Here is a 24,459-nt window from a genome sequence, read left to right on the forward strand (position 1 = left end):
CCGGCCGGACGCGAGTCCCGCCGGGTTTTTTCATGGCGAGGCGCGCGCGCCTCGAGGGCGAGTGCGCCGGGCTCAGCGGGCGACCGGCGCCTCGTCGGGTTCGGCGGCCTGGATTTCCGCCGGCGACCGCAACACCGAGGCCAGGCGCGCGCGATCGAGTTCGCGTTCCCACGCCGACACGACCACGCACGCGACGCCGTTGCCAACGATGTTGGTGAGCGCGCGGCATTCGCTCATGAACTTGTCGATGCCCAGGATCAGCACCATGCCCTCGACCGGCAGCCCTTGCACCACCGAGAGCGTGGCCGCCAGCGTGATGAAGCCCGAGCCGGTGACGCCGCTCGCGCCCTTGGACGTCAGCATGGCCACCAGCAGGATCGTGGCTTCCTGCGTGGTCGTCAGTTCGACGTTGAGAGCCTGTGCGATGAACAGCACCGCCAGCGTCATGTAGATGTTGGTGCCGTCGAGGTTGAACGAGTAGCCGGTCGGCACCACCAGCCCGACGACCGGCTTCGAGCAGCCGAGGTTCTCCAGCTTGGCCATCAGCTGCGGCAGCGCGGCCTCGGAGGAACTCGTGCCCAGCACGATCAGCAGTTCCTCCTTGATGTAGACCAGGAAGCGCACGATGTTGAAGCCGACCACGCGCGCGACCAGGCCCAGCACGACCAGCACGAACAGCAGCGAGGTGACGTAGAACGTGCCCACCAGCTTGAGCAGCGGCAGCAGCGAGCCGAGGCCGTACTTGCCGATCGTGAACGCCATCGCGCCGAAGGCGCCGATCGGCGCGACGCGCGTGATGATCGTGACCATGCGGAAGAACACGCCGGAGAACTGGTCGATCAGCCCCAGCAGCGGCGCGCCGCGCGGGCCCAGGTGCGCGAGCGCGCTGCCGAATAGCAGGGCCACCAGCAGCACCTGCAGCACCTCGCCCTTGGCGAAGGCGTCGACGACGGTCAGCGGAATGATGTGCAGCAGGAAATCGACCGTGCTCTGCTCGTGCGCCTGCGTCGCGTAGCCCGACACCGCATGCGCATCGAGCGCCTTCGGATCGGCGTTGAAGCCCGAGCCCGGATGCAGCACGTGCGCCACCAGCAGCCCCACGAGCAGCGCGATCGTCGACATCACCTCGAAGTAGAGCAGGGCCTTGCCGCCGACGCGGCCGACCTTCTTCATGTCGTCCATGTGGGCGATGCCCGAGACGACGGTGCAGAAGATGATGGGCGCGATCACCATGCGGATCAGCGCGACGAAGCCGTCGCCCAGCGGCTTCATCTTCTGCGCCAGGCCGGGATCGAACTGGCCGAGGAGGACCCCGAGCACGATCGCGAACAGCACCTGGACGTACAGGATCTTGTAGAACGGAGTCTTCATGTCTCGGCGCTCTTGTTCTGGCGAGCTCGCGGCTCGGTCGGCCGATTCTGCGACGGCGGCGATGTCCGCGCCAGCCGTGGGAAACCACATGGCGTGCCCTCAGGCGCCGGCGGGATCCTGCCTGAAGTAGTCCGCGAGAAGCGCGTACATCGCGGGCGACTCGCGCTTGAAGGGCATCGAGGCGACGAAGAAGGCCTCCACCGCCACCGCGAAGAACTCCTCGACGGCCTCGGCGCCGTACGGGTCGACGACCGTGTCGGCACCGCTGTCGACGAGCTCGCAGAACTGTTCGTACGCGCCGTCGATCACCGCGATCCAGCGGTCGCGCGCGGCCGCGTCGGGCAACGGCGGCACGCCGTCGGCGAGGCCCGCGGCCATGTCGATGACGTGCGCGAACTCGTGGATCACGACGTTGTAGGCCCAGTCGGCGGCCTCGGCGGCGTCCTGCACGTCGGCCCAGGCCAGCATCAGCGGGCCGCCGCTCATCGCCTCGCCGGTGAGGTTCTCCTCGTACTCGTGGACGATGCCGTCCTCGTCCATCACGCTGCGTTGCGCGACGACCTCGTCCGGGTGGACGACGATGCCGACGAAGCCGTCGTAGTAGTGCAGCCCGAGGCGCAGCACGGGCAGGCAGGCCTGCGCCGCGATCAGCAGGGCCATCTCGTCGGTGACGGCGATGCCGCCGGCGCCGTGGAACTGCTTGCGGTCGAGGAACAGGCTGCACAGGCGCCGCAGCTCGGCACGGTCGGCCTCGTCGAGGCGCGCGAGGAAGGGCAGGCGCAGCAGCGTCAGCTCCCACAGCGCGTCGGGAATCGCGCGCCGCTCGAGCGCGCGACGCTCGCGCCAGGCGCCCAGCCGCGAGAAGACCGACAAGGCCATCAGGCCTGCTCGGGCGCCAGCCGCTCGAAGCCAGCGGCCGTCCAGCGCAGCACCTGCGCGCGCCGGGCCTCGGGCACGGGCGTGTCCCGGTCCCAGTCGCTCAGCACATGGCGCGTCCAGCCGTCGCGCGCCTGCGAGCCGGGGCGATGCGTGTGGCCGTGGATCATCGTGTCGGTGCCCAGGCGCGCGAGCCAGGCCTTGGCCATGGTCTCGTCGACGTCGGCGTAGGTGACCGGCTCGTCGTGGCGCGCCATGCTGGCGGCACGCATCTTCGCGGCGAGCGCGAGGCGCGCCTCCAGCGGCTGCGACAGGAACTGCTGCTGGTACCCGGGATCGCGCACCTGTTGGCGGAACATCTGGTAGGGCACGTCGTCGACGACCAGCTCGTCGCCGTGCGTCAGCAGCAGCGTCCTGCCGAAGGCCGTGACCGAGGCCGGATCGGCCAGCAGCCGCGCGCCGGTGGCCTGGGCGAACTCGCCGCCGATCAGGAAGTCGCGATTGCCGTGCTGCAGCCAGACCGGCACGCGCGCGGCCGTCGCCGCGATGGCCGCGGTGCAGCGCGCCTCGAACGGGCGCGTGCGCGCGTCGTCTCCGACCCACACCTCGAAGACGTCGCCGAGCAGGAACACCGCGTCGGCCTTCGTCGCGGCCATGTAGGCCTCCCATGCCGCGGCCGTGGCCGGCATGGTCTCGCTGAGGTGGATGTCGGAGATGAAGTCGACGACGTGGATGTCGTCGCCGAACTGCAGCTCGGAATCGAACGTCGCCTGAATGCTCAAGCCTGGACTTCCTCGGCCTTGACGATCTGGATGTCGTCCACCGGCACGTCGTCGTGGAAGCCCTTGCGGCCGGTCTTGACGGCGCCCAGCTGGTCGACGACGTCCATGCCCTCGACGACCTTGCCGAACACGGCGTAGCCCCAGCCGTCCTGCGCCTCGGCGTTGTTCAGGAAGCCGTTGTTGGTCGTGTTGATGAAGAACTGGCCGGTGGCCGAGTGCGGGTCGCCGGTGCGCGCCATCGCCAGCGCGTACTTGTCGTTCTTCAGGCCGTTCTTGGCCTCGTTCTTGATCGGCGCGTCGGTCGGCTTCTGCTTCATGCCGGACTCGAAGCCGCCGCCCTGGATCATGAAGTTGCGGATCACGCGGTGGAAGATCGTGCCGTCGTAGAAGCCCTTGTTCACGTAGGACAGGAAGTTGGCGACGGAGATCGGGGCCTTCTCGTCATCGAGCTCGATGCGCAGGTCGCCCTTGGTGGTGCTCATCTTCACGTACTTGGTCATGCTTATTTCTCCAGAGTGGCTTTCTTGATGGTGACGGGCATCGTGGGCACGTTCTCGTACGGCCCGCGGGTGATGGTGGCCACGCCCTCGATCTTCTTGACGACGTCCATGCCCGACACGACATGGCCGAACACGGCGTAGCCGTCGCCCTCGTCGAGGAAGGCGTTGTCCTTGACGTTGATGAAGAACTGCGCGGTGGCCGAGTTGGGGTCGCCGGTGCGCGCCATCGCGACGCTGCCCACGACGTTGGTCAGGCCGTTGTGCGACTCGAGCGGGATCGGCTTGTGCGTGGGCTTCTCCTTCAGGTCGGGCGTCATGCCGCCGCCCTGGAGCATGAAGTTGGGGATCACGCGATGGAACACGGTGCCGTCGTAGTGGCCTTCCTTGACGTACTGCTCGAAGTTGGCGACGGACTTCGGCGCCTTCTGCGCGTCGAGCTCGATCTCGATGTTGCCCATCGACGTGACGAGAAGCACCCGGTCCGCGGCCCAGGCCGGGGCGGCGAATGCCGTCAGGCCGGCCAGGGCCAGCGCGGCCCACCGGGTTTGTTGGGGGATGCTCATCTGAAGGTCTCCTTGGCTATACTTCCCGATTCTACCGAGGGCAGGCGAGACTGCTTTTCCGTCCCGGTCAACCAGACTCCGCCCACCCTTGCTGTCCGGCAGCCCGTAGCGACACGTTCCCCCGGCCGTCGAACCAAGCCCCCAAATTTCCTCTCCATCCGCCGACCGGCTTTTGCGCTGAAAGTCCGACCGCCGGCTCCCGTTCCTGCCGATGACGCTGCGTCTCTTCAACACTCTCACCGGCCAAGCCGAAGAATTCGTTCCGATCGTCCCGGGCCAAGCGCGCATGTACGTGTGCGGCATGACGATCTATGACCTGTGCCACATGGGCCACGCCCGCATGATGATGGCGTTCGACGTTGTCTATCGCTGGCTGCAGGTGCTCGGCTACGAGGTCACGTACGTCCGCAACATCACGGACATCGAGGACAAGATCATCAAGCGCGCGGTCGAGCGCGGCATCACGATCCGCGAGCTGACCGACGAGATGATCGCCGCGATGCGCGAGGACATCGGCGCGATCGGCATCGAGGCGCCCACGCACGAGCCGCGCGCCACGGAGTACGTGCCGCAGATGCTCTCGATGATCTCGACGCTGCAGGACAAGGGCCTCGCGTACCAGGCCGACAACGGCGACGTGAACTTCGCGGTGCGCAGGTTCCCGGGCTACGGCAAGCTGTCGGGCAAGTCGCTCGACGACCTGCGCGCGGGCGAGCGCGTGGCGGTGGCCGACGGCAAGACCGATCCGCTGGACTTCGTGCTGTGGAAGTCGGCCAAGCCGACCGAGCCGGCCGACGCCAAGTGGGACAGCGCGTACGGCCCGGGCCGTCCGGGCTGGCACATCGAGTGCTCCGCGATGTCCTGCGCCGTCCTCGGCGAGCGCTTCGACATCCACGGCGGCGGCATGGACCTGCAGTTCCCCCATCACGAGAACGAGATCGCGCAGAGCGAGGGCGCGCTCGGCCATCCGTTCGTCAACTACTGGCTGCACAACGGCTTCCTGAACGTCGACAACGAGAAGATGTCGAAGTCGCTCGGCAACTTCTTCACCATCCGTGACGTGCTCAAGAAGTTCGACGGCGAGACGCTGCGCTTCTTCATGCTGCGCACGCACTACCGCAGCCCGTTCAACTTCAGCGACGCGCATCTCGACGACGCCCGTTCGGCGCTGCGCCGCCTGTACACCGCGCTCGGTTCCGTCTCGCTGCCCGATGACAACGCTGCCGGCGTCGCCGAGCAACCGGTGGACGCGGGCGCGATCGACTGGACCGACCCGCGCGCGGCCGCGTTCCGCGACGCGATGAACGACGACTTCAACACGCCCGGCGCGCTGGCCGTGCTGTTCGAGATGGTCACCGACCTCAACCGCACGAAGTCCGTCGCCACCGCCCGCCTGCTGCGCGCGCTCGGCGCGACGCTGGGCGTGCTGCAGCAGTCGCCACAGGCCTTCCTGCAGGCTGGCGCAGCGCTGACCGAGAACGAGATCCAGGCCCGCATCGCGGCGCGCGCGCAGGCCAAGAAGGACAAGGACTTCGCGCAAGGCGATCGCATCCGCAAGGAGCTCGCGGACCTCGGCATCACGCTGAAGGACGGCCCCGACGGCACCACCTGGGTGAAGGCCTGACATGGTCGCTGTCCCGGCTGGAGCCGCCGTGCCCGAATCCGCCCGCGACGTGCCGGGCTACTGGGATGAGGCCTGTCGCCATCTCACCAAGCGCGACCGCGTGATGAAGAAGCTGATCCCGCAGTTCGGCGATGCGCGCCTGCAGAGCAACGGCGACGCGTTCACCACGCTCGCGCGTTCCATCGTCGGGCAGCAGGTGTCGACCAAGTCGGCGCAGGGCGTCTGGCGCAAGCTGGTCGCCGCGGTCGACGGCCCCGACGTCGAGCTGCTGCAGCCCGCGGCGGTGCTCGAGCTGGCCTCGGAGACGCTGCGCGGCGTCGGGCTGTCGGTGCGCAAGGTCGAGTACCTGAGCGACCTGGCGCGCCATTTCCGCGACGGCGCCGTGCATGTCGGCCAGTGGCAGGGCATGGACGACGAGGCGATCATCGACGAACTGGTGGCCATCCGCGGCATCGGCCGCTGGACGGCGGAGATGTTCCTGATCTTCCATCTGCTGCGCCCGAACGTGCTTCCGCTGGACGATCCGAACCTGATCCGCGGAATCAGCGAAAATTACTTCAGCGGCGAGCCGGTCTCGCGCGCCGAGGCCCGCGAACTGGGCGATGGGTGGGCTCCGTACCGCTCGGTCGCCACGTGGTATCTCTGGCGCAGTCTTGACCCGATGACCGCCGCGCAATGAGGAACTCCCTGATGACCAAACGCCATTTCCTGGAATTCGAGCAACCGATCGCCGAGTTGGAATCGAAGATCGAAGAGCTGCGCTACGTGCAGAACGAATCCGCGGTCGACATCTCCGAGGAGATCGACCGTCTCGACAAGAAGAGCCTGCAGCTCACCAAGGACATCTACTCGAGCCTGCAGCCGTGGCAGGTCTACCAGATCGCGCGCCATCCGCAGCGCCCGCAGACGCTGGACTACACCGCCGAGGTCTTCACCGAGTTCGAGGAACTGCACGGCGACCGCAGCTTCGCGGACGACGCCGCCATCGTCGGCGGCCTCGCGCGCTTCAACGGCCAGGCCTGCATGATCGTCGGCCACCAGCGCGGCTACGACACCAAGGATCGCCAGGTGCGCAACTTCGGCATGCCCCGTCCCGAGGGCTACCGCAAGGCGCAGCGCCTGATGAAGACGGCCGAGAAGTTCGGGCTGCCGGTCTTCACGTTCATCGACACGATGGGCGCCTACCCGGGCATCGGCGCCGAGGAGCGCGGCCAGTCGGAAGCCATCGGCGCGAGCATCTTCGAGATGGCGCAACTGGAGGTGCCCATCATCTCCACCATCATCGGCGAGGGCGGCTCCGGCGGCGCGCTGGCCATCGGCGTCTGCGACCAGATGCTGATGCTGCAGTTCTCGGCCTACTCGGTGATCTCGCCGGAAGGCTGCGCATCGATCCTGTGGAAGACCGCCGAGCGCGCGGCCGACGCCGCCGAGGCGCTGGGCATCACCGCGCACCGCCTGAAGGCGCTGGGCCTGGTCGACAAGATCGTCAACGAACCGGTGGGCGGCGCCCATCGCGACCCGAAGGCGATGGCGTCGAGCCTCAAGCGCGCGCTCGGCGACGGGCTGCGCCAGGTGGCCGACCTCAAGCCGAAGGAACTGCTGGCGCGCCGCCAGGAGCGCCTGATGGCCTACGGCCGCTTCGCCGACACGACCGATCGATAGCATGCCTTCGCGCCCTGTCGTTGCGGTTGCCTGCAGCGGCGGACGCGATTCGGTCGCGTTGCTGCATGCGACGCTGGCCGCGGGGCGCGAACTCGGGATGCGCGTTGTCGCGCTGCACGTGCATCACGGCCTGATGGCCGAGGCCGACCGCTGGGCCTGCGAGGTCGAGGCCCTGTGCGAGCGCTGGAACGCGGATTTCGCCTGCGAGCGGCTGCAGGGATCTCCCGCCTCCGGTGAGAGCATCGAGGCCTGGGCGCGCCGCGAGCGCTATCGCGCGCTGGCGCGCATGGCGCGGGGTGCGGGGGCGAGCATCGTGCTGCTGGGACATCACCTGCACGACCAGGCCGAGACGGTGCTGCTGCAGGCCTTGCGCGGCGCCGGGCCGGCGGGGCTCGCGGCGATGCCACGTGTCGTCGAGCGCGATGGATTGACGTGGGCGAGGCCGTGGCTGGCGCGAACGGGCCCGGAGATCGCGTCGTATGCCGCGACGCTGGACGTGCAGCCGGCGATCGATCCGAGCAACGCCGATCCACGCTTCGCGCGCAGTCGATTGCGCGAGCACGTGATGCCGGCGTTGCGCGCCGCATTTCCCGAAGCCGACGTCGCGCTCGCGGCCGTCGCGCGGCGCGCGGGCGAGGCGAGGGCGGTGCTCGACGACGTGGCCGCGGAGGACCTTCGCCGCATCGCCGCCGGCGAGGCGTTGCCGCTGGCGCCGTGGCGCGCGCTGTCGATCGCGCGGCGAACGAACGCGTTGCGCGCCTGGCTTGCGCAAGTGCTGGACGCGCCGGTGCCGCAGACGCTGGTCGACCGCCTGCTCGCCGAGACCGCCGACGACACGACGCGTCGCTGGCTCGTCGGCGGCGATCGCGTGCTGCGCTCGTGGCGCGGCGCGCTCGCGCTCGTCGCGCTGGCGCGCGCGTGCGTCACGCCGGCGGGCGCACGCGCGGACGGCGCGCTGTCGCTGCTGCGTTGCGACCGCTACATGCTCGATGGGTGGGACGGCGCGCTGGAGGTCTTCTCGACCGACGGATGCGGCATCGCGCCGCATCTACTTGCGCATCTCGTCGTGCGCGTGCGCGCAGGCGGCGAGCAGTTCCAGCTGCACCCGGGCGGCATCGCGCGCAGCCTGAAGAAGCAGTACCAGGCGCTGGGCATCCCGGCCGAGGGCCGCGACGGGCCGTTGCTGTTCGATGCGGCGGGCGCGCTGCTGTTCGTGCCGGGCCTGGGCGTCGACGCGCGCGCCTGGGCGCCGGCCGGCGTGCCGCAATGGGGCCTGCGATGGACGAGTCCTGCGCAAGCGGCGAAGGCTCAGCCTGTCTAGGCAAGTTGTGTTCGTGCCGAAAGAAGCGCAGCTCCACGACCCGCGAACCGCCGTGGCCCGGGAAAACCCCTGGCTGCGCGCTAGACTATGTGGTTTGGGTGGTCAGGCCGCGCGCGCCTGTCCTTGAGTCAACCAGGCGTTCCAGACCATGGCATTGATAGTTCACAAGTACGGCGGCACCTCGATGGGTTCGACGGAGCGCATTCGCAACGTCGCCAAGCGTGTCGCGAAATGGGTGCGCGCGGGCCACCAGCTGGTCGTCGTGCCGTCGGCGATGAGCGGCGAGACCAATCGCCTGCTGGGCCTGGCCAAGGAGCTGTTCCCCGGCGTCAACACGCCGGCGTCGGACCGCGAGCTCGACATGATCGCCTCGACCGGCGAGCAGGTGTCGGTGGGCCTGCTGTCGCTGGCGCTGCAGGCCGAAGGCCTCGAGGCCGTCAGCTACACCGGCTGGCAGGTGCCCGTGAAGACGGACTCGTCGTACACGAAGGCGCGCATCGAGAGCATCGACGACGACCGCGTGCGTGCCGACCTCGCGGCCGGCAAGGTGGTGGTCATCACCGGCTTCCAGGGCATCGACGACGACGGCCACATCACGACGCTGGGCCGCGGCGGCTCCGACACGTCGGCCGTCGCCATCGCCGCCGCGATGAAGGCGGCCGAATGCCTGATCTACACCGACGTCGACGGCGTCTACACGACCGACCCGCGCGTCGTGCCCGAGGCGCGCCGCCTGCAGACCATCTCGTTCGAGGAGATGCTCGAGATGGCCAGCCTCGGCTCCAAGGTGCTGCAGATCCGCTCGGTGGAGTTCGCCGGCAAGTACCGCGTGCCGCTGCGCGTGCTCTCGAGCTTCACGCCCTGGGATATCGACATCACTGAAGAGGCCCGCTCGGGCACGCTGATCACTTTCGAGGAAGACGTCAACATGGAACAAGCAGTCGTATCAGGCATCGCGTTCAACCGCGACGAGGCCAAGGTCACCGTGATGGGCGTCCCCGACAAGCCCGGCATCGCCTACCAGATCCTGGGCGAGGTGGCCGACGCCAACATCGACGTCGACGTCATCATCCAGAACGTCTCGCACGACGGCAAGACCGACTTCTCGTTCACCGTGCACCGCAACGACTACGCGCGCACGATGGACCTGCTCAAGAACAAGGTGGCCCCGGCTACCGGCGCGGCCACCGTGCTGGGCGACCCGAAGATCTGCAAGGTCTCGATCGTGGGCATCGGCATGCGCAGCCACGTGGGCGTGGCCTCGAAGATGTTCCGTACGCTGAGCGAGGAGGGCATCAACATCATGATGATCACCACCAGCGAGATCAAGACGTCGGTCGTCATCGACGAGAAGTACATGGAGCTTGCGGTGCGCGCGCTACACAAGGCCTTCGATCTGGAAGAACCTGCGGCCGCCGCGACTTGAAGAGGTCGCGAAATCCAGGCTAGAATGCCAGCTTAGGTTGGAGATGTGGCCGAGTGGTCGAAGGTACTCCCCTGCTAAGGGAGCATGCGGTGATGAGCTGCATCGAGGGTTCGAATCCCTCCATCTCCGCCAGCCATGCAACCCCAAGTGATCCGCTCACTTGGGGTTTTTTGCTTTCTGGCGGATGCAATCCCCTGAATGGCGAACGCCCAGTGCGCGACGGGCCCGGATGTTCTCTTGCAGCCACCCGACGGCGCCTACACAATCGTTACAAATCCCACCACGCAGGGAGCAACGATGGGGTATGCCGCGGGTTTCGAGTTCGACCTCTTCATCAGCTATGCGTCGGTCGATGATGCGGAGCCTGTCGGCGAGCAGGGGCATGGGTGGATATCGATGTTCGTCCAGCACCTCAATGCCGTGTTCACGAGCCGGCTTGGCGGACGTGGCAAGCTGAACATCTACTTCGATCTGCGCGACCTGCGCGGCAATCAGCAGATCGACGAGCTTCTCGGTGCGGTCAACCGGTCGGCGCTGTTTCTCGCCATCGCCTCGCCGGCCTACGCGCAACGGGACTGGACCCAGCGCGAGCTGGCGGCCTTCGTCAAGAACGCCGCCGACACCCGCCGCCTGTTCGCGGTCGACTACCTGCCGCTGGACAGCGGCGTGACGCTGCCGGAACCGCTGCAGGGCCACAAGCGCCTCAAGTTCTGGGAGCAGGGCGGGTTCTCGCGCAACGCCATGCCGCTGTCGCCGTACGGGGACGTGTTTCGCAACCGGGTCCACGACCTCGCCGAACAGATCAAGCAGCAGCTGCTCGCGATCAACGTCGCCGAGGGAACGCGCCCGGCGATCCGCGAGATCGCCGAGGCCGTCTCGGGCTCCGCGGCACGGCGTGCCAAGGGCATCGTCTACCTGGCACAGACGACGGACGATCTCGAAGAGGAGCGCATGCAGGTGCAGCGTTATCTGGAGCAGTTCGGATTCCTGACCCTGCCCGGCGGCGAACTGCCGGGCGGGGGCGACGCATTCCGGGCCGCGATCGGCCATGACGTCGCGCAGTCCGACCTCTACGTGCATCTGCTCGGGCCACGGGCCGGACGCTATCCGTCCGACGTTCCCGAAGGCTACGGCGCGGCGCAGCTCGAGGCGGCCAAGGCCGCCGGCAGGAACATCGTCCTGTGGCGCCATCCGGAACTCGATCTCGAGAAGGTGGCCGACACGCGCCAGTGCGCGCTGCTCACCGACGCGCGCGTCATCGCCTGCGGCCTCGAAAGCTTCAAGGCCGAGGTGCGGCGCCGGCTCGAGACGCATCCGCAGGAAAAGGTGCGCGACTCGAAGCAGGCCTCGCTGGTCTTCATCAACGCCGCGGAATCCGACTACGACGTCGCCCGGATCGTCCAGCAGGAGTTCAGCAAGCGCAGCATGCCGACGATCCTGCCGCTGTATGCCGGCACGGCGGAGCAGCTGCAGCAGGACCTGACGGAGAACATCAAGGACTGCGACGTGCTCGTCATCCTCTACGGCACGGCGCCGGCAGCGTGGGTGCGTAGCCAGATCCGGCTCTTCAGCAAGCTCAGGTCAGGCTCGCATGCCACGATCGTCGCGATCTTCGTCGGGCCGCCGGAGGGCAAGAACGCGGACGTCGGGATGACGATGCCCGACCTGCGCTGGATCAGCTTCCCGCCGGATTGGTCGATGGATCCGGTGAAGTCCCTGATCGCGGAGCTCGAGGGATGAGCGCGCCGCCCAGACTGCCCTATCCGGGCCTGCGGGCTTACGAACGCGACGAGACCGACCTGTTCTTCGGCCGCGAGGGCTGCGTCAACGAGATGATCGACATCCTCTCGGCGACGCATTTCCTCGCCGTGCTCGGGACGTCGGGCAGCGGCAAGTCCTCGCTGGTGCGCACCGGGCTTCTCGACGGCCTCGAACTCGGCCTGTACCGGAAGGCGGGCTCGGTCTGGTGCGTGGCGGACTGCCATCCCGGCGGCGATGCGATCCGCCATCTCGCCGTCGCGTTGCTCGCGCTGCGGCCGGGGGCCGCCGATGACGCGTTCGCCCTCGAGTCGCTGTGCACCTTCCTGCGGCGAGGCCCGCGCGCCATCATCGAGTGGGTGGAAGACGGCAACCTGATCGAAGGCCAGAACCTGCTGATCCTGGTCGACCAGTTCGAGGAGCTGTTCCGCTACGGCGACTACGCGGGCCGCGAGGAGGCCGAGGCCTTCGTCGCGCTGCTGCTGGAAAGCGTGAAGGCCCATCCCCGCATCCATGTCGTCATCACGATGCGATCCGAATACCTGGGCGCCTGCGCGCTGATCCCCGGGCTGGCCGAGCGCATCAATGCGTCGCTCTACCTGACGCGGCGCATGACCCGCGAAGAGTGCCGGGAAGCGATCGAGGGACCCGCCGGCGTGATGGGCTTCGACATCGAACCCGGCCTGGTCAACCGGTTGCTGAACGAGCTGGCGGCGTTCGCACCGTGGGAGGCCGATCGCGCCTCGTCGCAGCTGCAGCGCCTCGCGCGCCAGGCCGACCAGCTGCCGCTGATGCAGCACACGCTGAGCCGCCTCTGGCAGATCGCCTGGCGTCGCGCGGGTGGCGGACGTCCCACGCTCACGCTCAAGGACTACGAGGACATCGGCCAGTTGCAGGGCGCCGTGGAGCAGCACGCCAACGAGGTGACGGAACGCCTGGGCGATGCGGCGAAGGCGGCCACGCCACGCATCTTCCGTGCCCTCGTCGCGGGCTCGACGCTGGCCGACGCGGTGCGCCGGCCGATGCGCTTCGGCGACCTGTGCATCGTCACCGGCGCCGATCCGGCGCTGGTTCGCGAGGTGGTGAATGCGTTCCGTGCGCGCGACTGCAATTTCCTGCGCCCGCCCGAAGGCCATCCGCTCGACGACGGCACCATCGTCGATGTCAGCCACGAGAGCCTCATCCGGCAATGGGGCAGCCTGTCCGGCTGGTTCGAGACCGAGGTGGCCGGCCGGTCGTTGTGGGAGCGCCTGCTGTTCGACCAGGCCGAGCACGCCGCGGGTCATGCGGAGCTGCTCAGCGGCCTGGATCTCGCGACCGCGCTGGCCTGGTGGGAACGCGAGCAGCCGACGCCGGCGTGGGCGGACGCACACGGTGGCCGCTACGCGGAGATTCAGGACTTCATCCGCAAGAGCCGCGACGCGGAGGAGCAGCGCACGCGCGCGGAGCGCAGCCGCCTCGAGCGCGAGCGGCGTGCCTTGAAGCGGCGCACGGCCGCCTATGCGGTGCTTGCCGCGATCTGCGTGGCGGTCGCGGGCAACGCCTATTGGGAAAAGCTGCAGCTGGATCGCTCCAACGCGAAGCAGGCTGAAACGTACAAGACGCTGCACGACGTCTACGACAATCTGGTGAGTTCAAAGCATCAGGCGCAGGCGTCCAACGACCAGATCATCGCGACGGCCGACCGCTTCGTGGTCGGCATGGCCAAGAAGCTGCTCGTGACGCCGGGCATCCCGCGAGCCCAGGTGTCCGAGCAACTCGAAGCGGGCCAGCTGTACCTCGACGGCCTCGAGCCCCAGGTGGAAAACAGGCGCCTCCTGCGCCTGACGCGCGTGCGATTCATGGCTGTCGGCGCGCGCGTGATGCTGGATCGGGGCCGTTTCGACGAGGGCCTGAAGCTCGCGCAGAAGGCCGAGTCCCTGCTGCTGTCGGGTGGCGATTCCGGGAAGCTCAATCCCGACGAGACGCTGGAACAACTCGAGATCGGCAGCCTCATCAGCGAGTTCTACGACGTCGATGCCCTGGATGACCTTGGCCTGGCGCGCGACAAGGCGCTGCAAATGGTCCGGATCGCCGACGCGCTGCCCGCCGATGCTGCCGGAAGGAGCTTGTTCGAGCAGGCCCGGGCCCACTACGACATCTCGCGCTATGTGGACCGGGACGACGCGGCCGAGGGCGTTCCGGAGGCTTCGCGCTGCATCGAGCTGCTGCGTCGGCCCGGTGTCGCGAAGACGCCGGAGCGTTCGCTCTACGAAAGTCGCTGCCACGTGGTGCTGGGGTATTTCGACTACAAGCTCGGCAAGAAGCGGCAGAGCGTCGAGGAGACGAAACTGGCCCTCGATCTGCTCGAGCGGATCGCACCCTCCGACAAGACGATTCCGATGCTCTATGGCGAGTCGCGGGCCCTGGCGAATCTGGGCTTCTCTGCCAGGGAGAACAAGGACTATGCGCTGGCCAGGAGCTATTTCCAGCATTCGGAGAAGCTGCTCGATCTTTCGGATCAGGACATCCGCGAACGGCCGAAGCTGCGGGCCGAACTGGTCGACCGCCTGGACGATATCGGCATGACGTATATCGACGAGAACGACAGGCGCTCGGCGCTGCCGTGGTATCACACGGCGCACGAACTGGCGTTCTCCGATGACGAGTGGCGCAGCTACGCACATCTTTCGGATGCTGCGGCCAATGCGCTGGCAAACCAGCAGATCGCTCTCAACGGCTTGGCATGGGATACCGACCCCGAACTCTTGGGGCAGATCGTCGAGGTCGAGCGGGATCACGTGGCCCTGCTGGGCGAAATGACCGCGAAGCAAAAGGCGGGCTGGTGCCGCGACTGCGAGATCGTGGACAAGGCCGATCTGGCCAGGGCGCTCTTCAAGTTCGATGCCGTACGCAAGGACGATCGATACGACGAGGCGGTGGGCTACGTCAAGGAAGTGGTCGCAAAGGCCAAGGCCGTGCTGGCGCACCCGGCTGATGAACAAGATGCCGCCAATGCTCGCCGTGCATGGTATTGGGCGATGCAGGCGCTGCCCGAGGAGATTCCTGCGTCGAAGCGCCCGGAGGAGCAACTCAGGCGCCTGCGCTATTCGCAGAGACAGAGCATCGATTTCCTGCAGACCTTTCCCAAAGCGTGGCTGGTCGCCGACAAGCTCGGGCGCATCGATCATTCGTTGGCCAAGGTGCTCGCTGGCTTGACCCGGCCGGACGAAGCCATCGCCGCGGCGGAGTCCGGCGCACGCCTGTTCGACCAGGCGTGCGTCAAGCAGTTGGCGGACTGGTATCGCACCGGCTCGGGCCCCGTCGAGCGTGACCTGGCCAAGGCGAAGACCTATGACACGCTGCTCGCAAGCCGGGCTTGGGGTCGAGACAGCTTCTCGGTGACGGCGACGGCGCGCTGGAACGGCGACAACACGCCGATGCGCGTGACCGTCTATATCGAGAATCCTCGCGACGACAAGGACGACTTCGTCGCGCGGTTCTTCTACGAGTACGAATACATCGAGGGCTATCGATTTGCCGAAACCACCAAGTCCGCCATCGCTTCGATTCCAAAGTTGGCCAGCGACAGCAAGATGGGCTACACCGAGCTGACGAACTATGCGGTTTCGGACGTCTCGCGGCTGGCGTACGACGTCCACAAGTCGATCGTCAACGACAAGTTGGACCAGGCCGCCGGATACGTTCTGGGAGCCTGGAGCAAGGACAAGAATACCGAGGCGAAGCCGGCTGTCGTCGCGGATGCCATCTCCAAGCTGATCGGGGACGACCAGGCAAGCGACTTCTCGCCCCAACTGGCCAGCATCGCGTCAATGGTCTATGCGAGCGGCAATCCGCGCGCGGCGCGCGCCGTCCTCGATGCGACCTTGTCCATGCAGAAGGATGTCAAGCCCGAGACGCTGGCCTTGCTGCTGCGATATCGGGGAATCGTCCACGACAAGCTCGGCGAACTGGCGTTGGCGGAGGCGGACTATGCAGCTGCCTTGTCGATCGACCCGGACAATGCGGAGTTGCTGAACGCGTTGGCCTACACCTGGGTCACGGAGGACAAGAACTTGCCGATCGCTCTCGCGCAACTGCAGCGTGCCGCCAGGCTTGCACCGGACAATGCGTACATCCGGGACAGCCTGGGCTGGGCAGAGGTGCTGACAGGCGACACCGAGACAGGCCTCGCGACTCTCCAGTCGGCCGTGGCGAGCCAACCCGAGGAGGCCGAGATGCAGGCGCACCTCGGAGATGCCTTCCGGCGCCTGGGCCGCAAGGAGGAGGCACGCGCGGCCTTGTCCCGGGCCGAGGCCCTGTCGAAGGACGCCGGCGTCACGGCCTACATCCGCGACCAGCAGGCGCTGCTCGGTGCGCCGACGCCGCGATAGATCGATCGTGTCCGCCCCGTACATACGGTCCGCCTGCGGCCCCTTGCATCAATCCGTCCCGCACGCAGATCCCACGTTGGAATGCACATGAACGAGCCCGCTGCCGAGAGTCCGGCAATCGACCGGCTGCCCATGATCATCGGTGTCACCGGACACCGCGATCTCGTGGAGACCGAGATCGAGCCGCTCAAGGCGGCGGTGCGCGATTGCCTCATGCAACTGCGGCAACTCTGCCCCGACACGCCGCTGATCCTGCTGTCGTCGCTTGCAGAGGGCGCCGATCAGCTCGTGGCCGGCGTCGCGCTCGACATGGGCATCCGGCTGGTGGCGCCGCTGCCAATGGAGATCCCGGAGTACGAGAAGGACTTCCGGCACGATGCCGACGCCGTGCCGGGCCCGGACACTTCCGACAAGTTCGAAGCGCTGCTGAAGCGCGCGAATCCGCGTTTCGCGCTGCCGCTGGTCGCGGGCAACAACGGCGCCAGCATCAGCCAGCAAGGGCCGGCGCGCGACGCCCAGTACGCGCAGGCCGGGGCCTACATCGTCCGCAACAGCCACGTCCTGCTCGCGCTGTGGGACGGACACACGCCGGAGGTGGAGCCGGTCGGCGGCACGGCCCATGTCGTCCGCTACCGACTCGATGGGCTGCCGCCGCGATCGTCCGCCAACCTGCTGGACGTGAACGATGCCGGGCCCTTGATCCACATCGTGTGTTCGCGCCAGGCCTCGCCGCCGGCGGTGGGCAAGCCGGCATCGATCCGCATGCTCATGCCGACCGAGTCGGGCAGCGACGACAGCGAGCCCATCTTAGGCGCCCGGCTCGCGTCGACGCCGATCGCGACCGGGCTGCGACGGCTGGACACCTACAACCGCCAGGCCCGGGCCCTCGCGCGCCGCCATCCCTCGCGTCTGCGGCTGCATGCCGACGATCCCGCGCCGAGCGAGGACTCCTTGCCCTCGGGGCCGGCCGGGCGCCTCATCCTGCGGCAGTACGTGACCGCCGACCGACTGGCGATCCTGTTCTATGCCCGGCGGCGCTGGGTCAATCGTGCCTTGTTCAGCATCGTCGTCCTCGCCGTCGCGTTCGTCGCCGTGTACGAGCACTTCTTCGCGCACGCCTTGATGCTCAGTCTCTACCTGGGCGCGATGGCGCTCGCCTGGCTCATCTTCTGGGTGGCCAAGCACTTCGACTTCCACAACAAGCACCTCGACTACCGCGCGCTCGCCGAGGGCCTGCGCGTGCAGTTGTTCTGGTGCCTGGCGGGCGTTGCCGACGACGTCTCCGACCGCTATTTGCGCAAGCAGCGCACGGAACTCGAATGGCTGCGCGAAGCCTTGCGCACGCAGGTGCTCCTGCAGCAGTGGGAGGCACGGTGCGTCCCTGCCGACGAGGATCCCGGCCGGCTGCTGGAGACGATCGAGCGCTGGACGCTGCCGCGCTGGGTGGTGCGAGAGCACAAGTTCTTCTCGGACGCGACGAACAGCAATCATGGGAAGACCGAGTTGCGGGAGAAGCTGGAAGACAGCCTGCTGGTGGCGGGCCTGTTGCTGGCGGGCGTCGCGCTGGCGATGCAGCTGAAGGAGCTCTTCGAGCACCTGCGGAACAAGCTCATCGTCCTGATGGTGCTCGCCCCGACGATCGCCGCCGCCCTGAGCGGCTATTCGAAGCAGATGGCCTTCGTGCCGCAGGCCAAGCGATATCAGTGGATGGCGGCCTTGTTCGATCGCGCGCGCCAGCGCCTGAAGGAGGCCCTGGACGCCAAGGACCTCGACGCCGCGCAACGTCTTCTCGTGGAACTCGGTACCGAGGCCCTGAGCGAGAACGGCGACTGGGTGATGATGCACCGCGAGCGCGAGCCGGAGGCCCCCACTGCCGGTTGAGGCCGCACGAACCTGCCAACGAAAAAACGGGCCCGCGGGCCCGTTCGTCGTCGAGGACGCGAAAGTCAGGCGACCTGCCGGTCGCCCTCGAGCTTGAACGTCGCCACGGCCGACTCCAGGCCTTCGGACTGCTGCTCCATGCTCGCGGCGGCGGCGGCCGCCTGTTCGACCAGTGCCGCGTTGCGCTGCGTCATCTCGTCGAGCTGCGACACGTCGCCGTTGACCTCGCTGATGCCGCGGCTCTGCTCCGCGGCGGCGGTGGTGATCTCGTTGATGATCGTCGTCACGCGGGCAACCGACTCGACGATCTCGGTCATCGTGGAGCCGGCGTCGCGCACGAGCTTGGAGCCCGATTCGACGCGGTCGACCGAGGCGCCGATCAGCGTCTTGATCTCGCGCGCGGCTTCCGCCGAGCGCTGCGCCAGGTTGCGCACCTCGCCGGCCACGACTGCGAAGCCGCGGCCTTGCTCGCCCGCGCGCGCCGCCTCGACGGCGGCGTTCAGCGCGAGGATGTTGGTCTGGAACGCGATGCCGTCGATCACGCCGATGATGTCGGAGATCTTCTTGCTGCTCTGGTTGATCTGCTCCATCGTCGAGACGACCTGCGCCACGACCTCGCCGCCGCGCGAGGCCACCGTCGAGGCCGACGACGCGAGGTCGCTGGCCTGGTGGGCGTTGGACGCGTTCGACTGCACCGTCTCGGTCAGCTGGTGCATGCGGGCCGTCGTGCGTTCGAGCGACGCGGCCTGCATCTCGGTGCGTTCCGACAGGTCCTGGTTGCCAGACGCGATCTCCTGCGCCGCCGAGCGCATGCGGCTCGAGCCGCTGCGCACCTCGCCGACGATGGACGCGAGGCCGCCGGACATGTCGCGCACCGCCGCCAGCAGGCTGTTGCCCGCGCCCGGCTGCACCTTGATGTCCTGCGACAGGTCGCCGGCGGCGATGCGGCGCATCACGTCGCGCGCATATTCGGGCTCGCCGCCCAGCTGGCGCCAGACGCTGCCGATGACGAAGTACGAGCCGATGCCCAGCCCGACGACGACCAGCAGCGCGCTGGCGAGCGTCGCATACAGGCTGTTGGAGACGCCGCCCTTGGCGCCGGCGAGGCCGGCGTCGAAGCTCGAGCGGGCGCTGTCGCGCATGGACTTCAGGCTGGCCTCGAGCGCCTTCTGCGCGCCCTGCATCGCCGCGACGGCCGCGCCCTGGTCGCCGGTCCTGGTGCCCAGGAACATCTGCGCACAGTCGCTCGACGCGGTGAAGTAGGTCTCGAACAGCTTGCCCAGGTTCTCGCCGACGTCGGCCTTGCCCGGGATGGCCTTGATGCCTGCGATCGTCTTGCGCATCGCGGCGGCCTTGTCGGTGGCCTCGTCCAGGCGCTTCTTGTCGCCTTCGGCGACCGCGCCCTGGATCGTCGTGCCCAGCGCCTCGAGCTGCGACGCGAACTGCGTCGTGGCGTCGAGATACGGATAGTCGACCGCACCCAGCCCGGTGATGGACTTCGACGTGCCCGCCGAGAAGGCGAGCACCGTGGCGATACCGACCACGAAGATGAGGATCGCCAGCAGCGGCAGCATCCAGATTCTGTTCTTCACACTCATGACACTCTCCAGGTTCTTCCACAGCCGCCGCGCCCGGCGCGAGGCCGGGCGGGCGTCATCGTCAGTCGGCGCTGAAGACGACCTTCACGGACGCGTCGACCGCGGACTTCTCGATGTAGCCGATCGCGTCCGGGTTGGACGCGACGAACTTCTTCACGTCGGCCGCGGTGGCGAGTTCCTTCGGCGGCGTCGCCTTGCCGGAGAACACCAGGCGCGACCAGGCGGCCTTGACCTGCGCCGAGTTCTTGCCGGTGACCTTGGTGTAGAACAGGTCGTGCGCCGGCGCCGAGTCGGGCAGGTCGGTGGGGGCGGCGGTGCCGCCGGACGGGAACGTGCTGCTCTTGCCCAGGAAGATCGCGCTGACCTGGTCGGCCGTCAGCGAGGCGACCGGGCTCTTCGGCCCGACGACGACGGCGACCTGGGCGAACGCGCCCACGGAGCCGGCGCACAGGACGACGGCGGCGGCGAGACGGATGGCGTTGAACTTGTTCATGTGCGCTCTCCGTCTCAGAACACGAAGTCGACAGCGACGCTGTAGACGTTCACGGAGCTGGGCAGCGTCGTGTTGACGCGGTTGAACAGGCCCGTGCCGTTCTGGGTCGGCTTGATGCGGTCGAACTGCGCCTTGACGTCGATGTTCTTCCACGCATCCCAGCGCATGCCGATGGAGTCGGTCTTCTGGGCGAGGTTCTGGCGGAACAGCACGGTGTCGACGGCAGCGGCCAGCGGCGCGAGCGCCGGCACGGACGTCGGGATGTCGTTGTTGACGTTGGTGCTATCGAGCTTGAGCTGCGACACCGTCGCATACGGCGTGAACTTGCCCACGCGGTAGCCAAGGGTGGCCTCCCAGCCGGTGGTGCTCGAGACATACGAGGACGTCTTGCGCTTCGTGAACTCGGCGTTGGCGATCCAGTTGCCCTGGTCGTAGGCGGCGCCCACGCCGGTGAACGAGGCGTCCTTGTCGTCGGCGTCCATCTGGTCGGCGACGCCGGCGAACGGCGTCGTGCGCAGGATGGCCAGCAGGCCGTTGACGGAGGCGCTGTCCACGGTCAGCTTGCCCTGGACGCGGCCCACGCGCAGCGTGATGCCATTGTCGAATTCGGCCGTGACGTTCAGGCCGACTTCCTTCTTGACGTGCACGGGCAGGCCGTCGGCGACGCTGTCGGACTTGCCGCCGAACAGCTGCGCCGTCAGGGTGGTCGAGCCCACGGTGTCCTGGTAGATCGCGTCGCCGCCGTCGAAGTGGCTGAAGGGCACCTGGCCGTAGACGTCGATCGGCGTGCGCAGCCACAGGTTGGAGTAGCCGATGCTGCGGAAGTCGGAGACCGCGAACAGCGGCGCGCCGATGCGGCCGGCGCGCAGGCTCAGGCCCGGCGTGACCTGGGCCTTGACGAACGCCCACTCGATCGCGGGCTTGAAGTTGCCGTCGCCGTTGCGCTGCGAGATCGCCTGCACGGTCGCGGAGAAGACGTTGTTGGCCTTCGCGTTCACCTGGGCGCCGAGCTTGGAATCGACGCCGAGCGTGCCTTCCTTGCTGGCGCCGCCTGCCTGGCCGGGGCCGCTGTAGAGGCCGGCGTCGGTATTGGTCTCGACATAGCCCACGGTGCCGAAGCCCGAGAAGGCCCAGGACGGATCCCAGGAGGTGGCGTCGGCATGGGCGGCGTTCGAGGCAAGGCCGCAGGCGCCGGCGAGTGCGGCGCTGAGGAGGGGGGTGAGCTTCATCGGAGGTCCGGTTCGTTTTGATCGGCGCGCCCACCCTTGTCGAATGGATGTCCGGGGCGCGCGAGAGGGCGGCACGGACCGGATGTGACCGGACCGTGACAGGCCTCTTTCGGAGCTTGCCGCCCCGACTTGAGTCGGAAGGCCTGATAAAACGCTGCCGGGCAGTCTTGACTCGTCTCGTACGGTGACTTATTCGACTGACAGCGTTGGACAGCAGTGCCGCCGCCGAAAACTCAGCGACCCAGGTAGCGCTCGCAGAACGCTCGTCCGGTTCCGGTGAGCGCGGCGTTCCAGCGTTCCTCGACCTGCGTGACGCGGACCCATCCCGGGCCCTCGACGCCGCCGATCCGGGCGTGGCTCATCGCCGCCAGCGAGCGCATCAGCACGCTCGCGCCCTGGCCCAGGTGCTTTCCGAGGCGCGGAAGGGACATGCCCGCTTCGCCCGGTGCCGCGGCCAGTTCGCGCAGGATGGCGATGGACAGCTCGTCCAGCGCGGGAAGGTTCTCGTCGTCCATGCGTCCCCTCGTGCGCCCGCGTGGCGCCCGGGGAGCGAGCCGGGCGGCCCGCTGCGGTCAGGCGCCCGCGAACGTCGTGTCGGCCTGCTGGGCGGATCCCGTGGCCTCGTGTGGCGTGAGTATGACGGGAATCGACTTCGACGTCGGCGTGCCGGCCTCGATGGCCGTCGCCGACAGCGGCACCAGCGGATTCGTCTCCGGGTAGTACGCCGCCAGGTTGCCGCGCGGGATGTCGTAGGCCACCAGCTTGAAGCGGTCGGCGCGGCGCTCGACGCCGTCGCTCCAGACCGTGTGGATGTCCACCCACTGGCCGTCGCGCAGGCCCAGGTGCTTGATGTCGGCCGCGTTGATGAAGACCACGCGGCGCTGGCCGAACACGCCGCGGTAGCGGTCGTCCTGGCCGTAGATCGTCGTGTTGTACTGGTCGTGCGAGCGCGTCGTCAGCAGCGTGAAGACGACCTTGTCCAGCTGGCGCGCGCGGGCGCGGTGCGCGGGCGTGTCCAGCGGCACGGCGTGCGTGCAGAAGACGGCCTTGCCGGGCTCGGTGGCCCACACGCGTTCGCTGGCGGTGTTGCGCAGCCGGAAGCCGCCGGGCACCTTGATGCGCTCGTTGAAGTCGAAGAAGTCGTCGAAGACGGCCTCGATCTTGTCGCGGATGCGGTCGTAGTCCTCGATCAGCCACAGCCAGGGCGTCTTGCTGCGCTTGCCCAGCGTCGCGGCGGCCAGGCGCGCGACGATCGCCGGCTCCGACAGCAGGTGCTCGGACGCCGGCGGGTTGATGCCCGACGAGATGTGCACCATGCTCATCGAATCCTCCACCGTCACGCCTTGCGGGCCGGCGGCCTGCACGTCGATCTCGGTGCGTCCCAGGCAGGGCAGGATCAGCGCGTTGCGGCCGTGGACGATGTGGCTGCGGTTCAGCTTGGTCGTCACGTGCACCGTCAGGTCGCAGTTGCGCAGGCCCTTCCAGGTCTCGTAGGTGTCGGGCGTGGCCGCGGCGAAGTTGCCGCCGAGTGCGATGAAGACCTTGCCGCGGCCCGAGAGCATCAGCTTGATGGACTCGACGACGTCGACGCCCGGCGTGCGCGGCGGCTCGAAGCCGAACACGTCGCGCAGGCGATCGAGCAGCGCCGCGGGCGGCTTCTCCCAGATGCCCATCGTGCGGTCGCCCTGCACGTTGCTGTGGCCGCGCACGGGGCACGCGCCGGCGCCCGGCCGGCCGATGTTCCCGCGCAGCATCAGCAGGTTGGCTATCATCTGGATCGTCGCCACCGAGTGCGCGTGCTGCGTGATGCCCATGCCCCAGCAGGCGATGACGCGCTCGGCGCCCAGGTAGACGTCGCCGGCCGCGCGCATCTGCGCCTCGGACAGCCCGGACTCCTGCTCCAGCAGCGGCCACGATTCGCCACGCAGGTCTTCCAGCAGCGCCTCGATGCCCACGGTGTGCTCCGCGATGAAGGCGTGGTCGAGGACGCCGCCGCGCGCGTCCTCCTGCTCGACGACGTGCTTCATCATGCCCTTGACGAGCGCGAAGTCGCCGCCGACGCGCAGCTGGAAGTAGTGCGAGCTGATCTGCGTCGAGCCCAGCGTGGCCATCTCGAGCTTGGCCTGCGGGTCGGCGAAGCGCTCCAGCCCGCGCTCGCGCAGCGGATTGAAGCTGACGATGCGTGCGCCGCGCTTCGCGGCCGCGCGCAGCTCGCCCAGCATGCGTGGGTGGTTGGTGCCCGGGTTCTGGCCGAAGATGAAGATCGCGTCGGCCTGCTCGAAGTCGTCCAGCGTGACGGTGCCCTTGCCGACGCCGATCTGCGGCCGCATCGCCGAGCCGCTCGGCTCGTGGCACATGTTGGAGCAGTCGGGGAAGTTGTTGGTGCCGAACTCGCGCACGAACAGCTGGTACAGGAACGCGGCTTCGTTGCTGGCGCGGCCCGAGGTGTAGAACATCGCCTGGTTCGGGTCGGGCAGGGCGTTGAGGTGGCCCGCGATCATCTCGAACGCCGTGTCCCACTCGATGGGCAGGTACTTGTCGCTGGCGCGGTCGTAGACCATCGGCTCGGTCAGGCGGCCCTGGTCCTCGAGAAAGAAATCGCTCTTGCCGGCCAGCTCGGTGACCGTGTGCTGGGCGAAGAACTCGCGCGTGACGCGGCGCGCCGTGGCCTCGGCCGCGACGGCCTTGGCGCCGTTCTCGCAGAACTCGAAGGTCGACGCATGGTTGCGGTCGGGCCAGGCGCAGCCGGGGCAGTCGAAGCCGTCGGGCTGGTTGGCCGACAGCAGCGTCTTGGCGCCCTTCACGGCGATGTCCTGGGCCAGCAGGGCCTTGCTGACGCTTTTCAGCGCGGCCCAGCCACCGGCCGGACCCTTGTAGAACTCGATCTTCTTTTCGCTCACCGGCTCGAAACTTTCAAGTCGAAGAGGGCGGGAAAACCCTCAATGACCCGAGTGTGCCCGACTCCGCGATTCCCGAAAATATGTGGTGCACCGCAACAACTC

Annotated in this window: 19 protein-coding genes and 1 tRNA gene; 9 read left to right on the forward strand and 11 right to left on the reverse strand. The window is 68.0% G+C overall.

Annotated features, from left to right (window positions below; translation table 11 throughout):
* Window positions 1–72: 72 nt before the first annotated feature.
* The 5 genes from LPC04_RS10265 to LPC04_RS10285 form a co-directional block, all read right to left on the reverse strand.
* Entirely contained in the window at window positions 73–1,371 is a 1,299-nt protein-coding gene (locus LPC04_RS10265; RefSeq protein ID WP_275682122.1) for a dicarboxylate/amino acid:cation symporter, read from the reverse strand.
* 99 nt (window positions 1,372–1,470) lie between these two features.
* Entirely contained in the window at window positions 1,471–2,250 is a 780-nt protein-coding gene (locus tag LPC04_RS10270; RefSeq protein ID WP_275682123.1) for a M90 family metallopeptidase, read from the reverse strand.
* Window positions 2,250–3,029, reverse strand: a complete 780-nt coding sequence (locus tag LPC04_RS10275) for a UDP-2,3-diacylglucosamine diphosphatase (protein WP_275682124.1) — start codon at window positions 3,027–3,029, stop codon at window positions 2,250–2,252. Before LPC04_RS10275 ends, LPC04_RS10270 begins: the two co-directional genes overlap by 1 nt.
* A complete protein-coding gene (locus LPC04_RS10280; protein WP_275682125.1) occupies window positions 3,026–3,529 on the reverse strand; it encodes a peptidylprolyl isomerase in 504 nt (167 codons plus the stop codon). Before LPC04_RS10280 ends, LPC04_RS10275 begins: the two co-directional genes overlap by 4 nt.
* A gap of 2 nt (window positions 3,530–3,531) precedes the next feature.
* Window positions 3,532–4,092, reverse strand: a complete 561-nt coding sequence (locus LPC04_RS10285; RefSeq protein ID WP_275682126.1) for a peptidylprolyl isomerase — start codon at window positions 4,090–4,092, stop codon at window positions 3,532–3,534.
* Window positions 4,093–4,303: 211 nt separating this feature from the next.
* Between LPC04_RS10285 and cysS the strand changes: the two genes are divergently transcribed.
* The 6 genes from cysS (at window position 4,304) to LPC04_RS10315 (ending at window position 10,257) form a co-directional block, all read left to right on the forward strand.
* Complete coding sequence (cysS, locus tag LPC04_RS10290) at window positions 4,304–5,716, forward strand: cysteine--tRNA ligase (protein WP_275682127.1); 1,413 nt, start codon at window positions 4,304–4,306, stop codon at window positions 5,714–5,716.
* A gap of 1 nt (window position 5,717) precedes the next feature.
* Entirely contained in the window at window positions 5,718–6,395 is a 678-nt protein-coding gene (locus tag LPC04_RS10295; protein ID WP_275682128.1) for a DNA-3-methyladenine glycosylase family protein, read from the forward strand.
* An 11-nt stretch (window positions 6,396–6,406) separates the two neighbouring features.
* Window positions 6,407–7,378 carry an acetyl-CoA carboxylase carboxyltransferase subunit alpha gene (locus LPC04_RS10300; protein ID WP_275682129.1) on the forward strand — a complete coding sequence of 324 codons (972 nt, stop codon included), beginning with the start codon at window positions 6,407–6,409 and terminating at the stop codon, window positions 7,376–7,378.
* Between the two features lies 1 nt (window position 7,379).
* On the forward strand, window positions 7,380–8,699 hold the full coding sequence (gene tilS / locus LPC04_RS10305; RefSeq protein WP_275682130.1) for a tRNA lysidine(34) synthetase TilS: 1,320 nt from the start codon (window positions 7,380–7,382) through the stop codon (window positions 8,697–8,699).
* A gap of 148 nt (window positions 8,700–8,847) precedes the next feature.
* Complete coding sequence (locus LPC04_RS10310) at window positions 8,848–10,125, forward strand: aspartate kinase (RefSeq protein WP_275682131.1); 1,278 nt, start codon at window positions 8,848–8,850, stop codon at window positions 10,123–10,125.
* A 39-nt stretch (window positions 10,126–10,164) separates the two neighbouring features.
* Window positions 10,165–10,257, forward strand: a tRNA-Ser gene (locus LPC04_RS10315).
* Between the two features lie 24 nt (window positions 10,258–10,281).
* On the opposite strand, the gene LPC04_RS10320 is transcribed toward LPC04_RS10315, so the two are convergent.
* Entirely contained in the window at window positions 10,282–10,509 is a 228-nt protein-coding gene (locus LPC04_RS10320; RefSeq protein ID WP_275682132.1) for a hypothetical protein, read from the reverse strand.
* Window positions 10,510–10,521: 12 nt separating this feature from the next.
* Between LPC04_RS10320 and LPC04_RS10325 the strand changes: the two genes are divergently transcribed.
* From LPC04_RS10325 to LPC04_RS10335, 3 genes are all read left to right on the forward strand, one after another.
* Window positions 10,522–11,865, forward strand: a complete 1,344-nt coding sequence (locus LPC04_RS10325; RefSeq protein WP_275682133.1) for a TIR domain-containing protein — start codon at window positions 10,522–10,524, stop codon at window positions 11,863–11,865.
* Entirely contained in the window at window positions 11,862–16,256 is a 4,395-nt protein-coding gene (locus LPC04_RS10330; RefSeq protein ID WP_275682134.1) for an nSTAND1 domain-containing NTPase, read from the forward strand. Before LPC04_RS10325 ends, LPC04_RS10330 begins: the two co-directional genes overlap by 4 nt.
* A gap of 87 nt (window positions 16,257–16,343) precedes the next feature.
* Window positions 16,344–18,137, forward strand: a complete 1,794-nt coding sequence (locus LPC04_RS10335) for a hypothetical protein (RefSeq protein ID WP_275682135.1) — start codon at window positions 16,344–16,346, stop codon at window positions 18,135–18,137.
* Between the two features lie 65 nt (window positions 18,138–18,202).
* Here LPC04_RS10335 and LPC04_RS10340 read toward each other — a convergent pair whose 3' ends face one another.
* From LPC04_RS10340 to LPC04_RS10360, 5 genes are all read right to left on the reverse strand, one after another.
* Window positions 18,203–19,735 carry a methyl-accepting chemotaxis protein gene (locus LPC04_RS10340; RefSeq protein ID WP_275682136.1) on the reverse strand — a complete coding sequence of 511 codons (1,533 nt, stop codon included), beginning with the start codon at window positions 19,733–19,735 and terminating at the stop codon, window positions 18,203–18,205.
* Between the two features lie 61 nt (window positions 19,736–19,796).
* A complete protein-coding gene (locus tag LPC04_RS10345; protein WP_275682137.1) occupies window positions 19,797–20,228 on the reverse strand; it encodes a type 2 periplasmic-binding domain-containing protein in 432 nt (143 codons plus the stop codon).
* A 14-nt stretch (window positions 20,229–20,242) separates the two neighbouring features.
* Complete coding sequence (locus tag LPC04_RS10350; RefSeq protein ID WP_275682138.1) at window positions 20,243–21,457, reverse strand: hypothetical protein; 1,215 nt, start codon at window positions 21,455–21,457, stop codon at window positions 20,243–20,245.
* Window positions 21,458–21,690: 233 nt separating this feature from the next.
* Window positions 21,691–21,972: a hypothetical protein gene (locus tag LPC04_RS10355; RefSeq protein ID WP_275682139.1), complete on the reverse strand. Its 282-nt coding sequence runs from the start codon at window positions 21,970–21,972 to the stop codon at window positions 21,691–21,693.
* A 57-nt stretch (window positions 21,973–22,029) separates the two neighbouring features.
* Entirely contained in the window at window positions 22,030–24,357 is a 2,328-nt protein-coding gene (locus tag LPC04_RS10360; protein ID WP_275682140.1) for an FdhF/YdeP family oxidoreductase, read from the reverse strand.
* Window positions 24,358–24,459: the final 102 nt, after the last annotated feature.

Source organism: Scleromatobacter humisilvae (assembly GCF_023231945.1).
Taxonomy (GTDB): Bacteria; Pseudomonadota; Gammaproteobacteria; order Burkholderiales; family Burkholderiaceae_C; genus Scleromatobacter; species Scleromatobacter humisilvae.

What these genes read in the sequence shown, in the direction of transcription:
- LPC04_RS10265 (WP_275682122.1), bottom strand. Translation starts at nt 1,371, where the DNA reads ATGAAGACTCCGTTCTACAAGATCCTGTACGTCCAGGTGCTGTTCGCG.
- LPC04_RS10270 (WP_275682123.1), bottom strand. Translation starts at nt 2,250, where the DNA reads ATGGCCTTGTCGGTCTTCTCGCGGCTGGGCGCCTGGCGCGAGCGTCGC.
- LPC04_RS10280 (WP_275682125.1), bottom strand. Translation starts at nt 3,529, where the DNA reads ATGACCAAGTACGTGAAGATGAGCACCACCAAGGGCGACCTGCGCATC.
- LPC04_RS10285 (WP_275682126.1), bottom strand. Translation starts at nt 4,092, where the DNA reads ATGAGCATCCCCCAACAAACCCGGTGGGCCGCGCTGGCCCTGGCCGGC.
- cysS (WP_275682127.1), top strand. Translation starts at nt 4,304, where the DNA reads ATGACGCTGCGTCTCTTCAACACTCTCACCGGCCAAGCCGAAGAATTC.
- LPC04_RS10295 (WP_275682128.1), top strand. Translation starts at nt 5,718, where the DNA reads ATGGTCGCTGTCCCGGCTGGAGCCGCCGTGCCCGAATCCGCCCGCGAC.
- LPC04_RS10300 (WP_275682129.1), top strand. Translation starts at nt 6,407, where the DNA reads ATGACCAAACGCCATTTCCTGGAATTCGAGCAACCGATCGCCGAGTTG.
- tilS (WP_275682130.1), top strand. Translation starts at nt 7,380, where the DNA reads ATGCCTTCGCGCCCTGTCGTTGCGGTTGCCTGCAGCGGCGGACGCGAT.
- LPC04_RS10310 (WP_275682131.1), top strand. Translation starts at nt 8,848, where the DNA reads ATGGCATTGATAGTTCACAAGTACGGCGGCACCTCGATGGGTTCGACG.
- LPC04_RS10320 (WP_275682132.1), bottom strand. Translation starts at nt 10,509, where the DNA reads ATGCCCCTGCTCGCCGACAGGCTCCGCATCATCGACCGACGCATAGCT.
- LPC04_RS10325 (WP_275682133.1), top strand. Translation starts at nt 10,522, where the DNA reads ATGTTCGTCCAGCACCTCAATGCCGTGTTCACGAGCCGGCTTGGCGGA.
- LPC04_RS10330 (WP_275682134.1), top strand. Translation starts at nt 11,862, where the DNA reads ATGAGCGCGCCGCCCAGACTGCCCTATCCGGGCCTGCGGGCTTACGAA.
- LPC04_RS10335 (WP_275682135.1), top strand. Translation starts at nt 16,344, where the DNA reads ATGAACGAGCCCGCTGCCGAGAGTCCGGCAATCGACCGGCTGCCCATG.
- LPC04_RS10340 (WP_275682136.1), bottom strand. Translation starts at nt 19,735, where the DNA reads ATGAGTGTGAAGAACAGAATCTGGATGCTGCCGCTGCTGGCGATCCTC.
- LPC04_RS10345 (WP_275682137.1), bottom strand. Translation starts at nt 20,228, where the DNA reads ATGAACAAGTTCAACGCCATCCGTCTCGCCGCCGCCGTCGTCCTGTGC.
- LPC04_RS10350 (WP_275682138.1), bottom strand. Translation starts at nt 21,457, where the DNA reads ATGAAGCTCACCCCCCTCCTCAGCGCCGCACTCGCCGGCGCCTGCGGC.
- LPC04_RS10355 (WP_275682139.1), bottom strand. Translation starts at nt 21,972, where the DNA reads ATGGACGACGAGAACCTTCCCGCGCTGGACGAGCTGTCCATCGCCATC.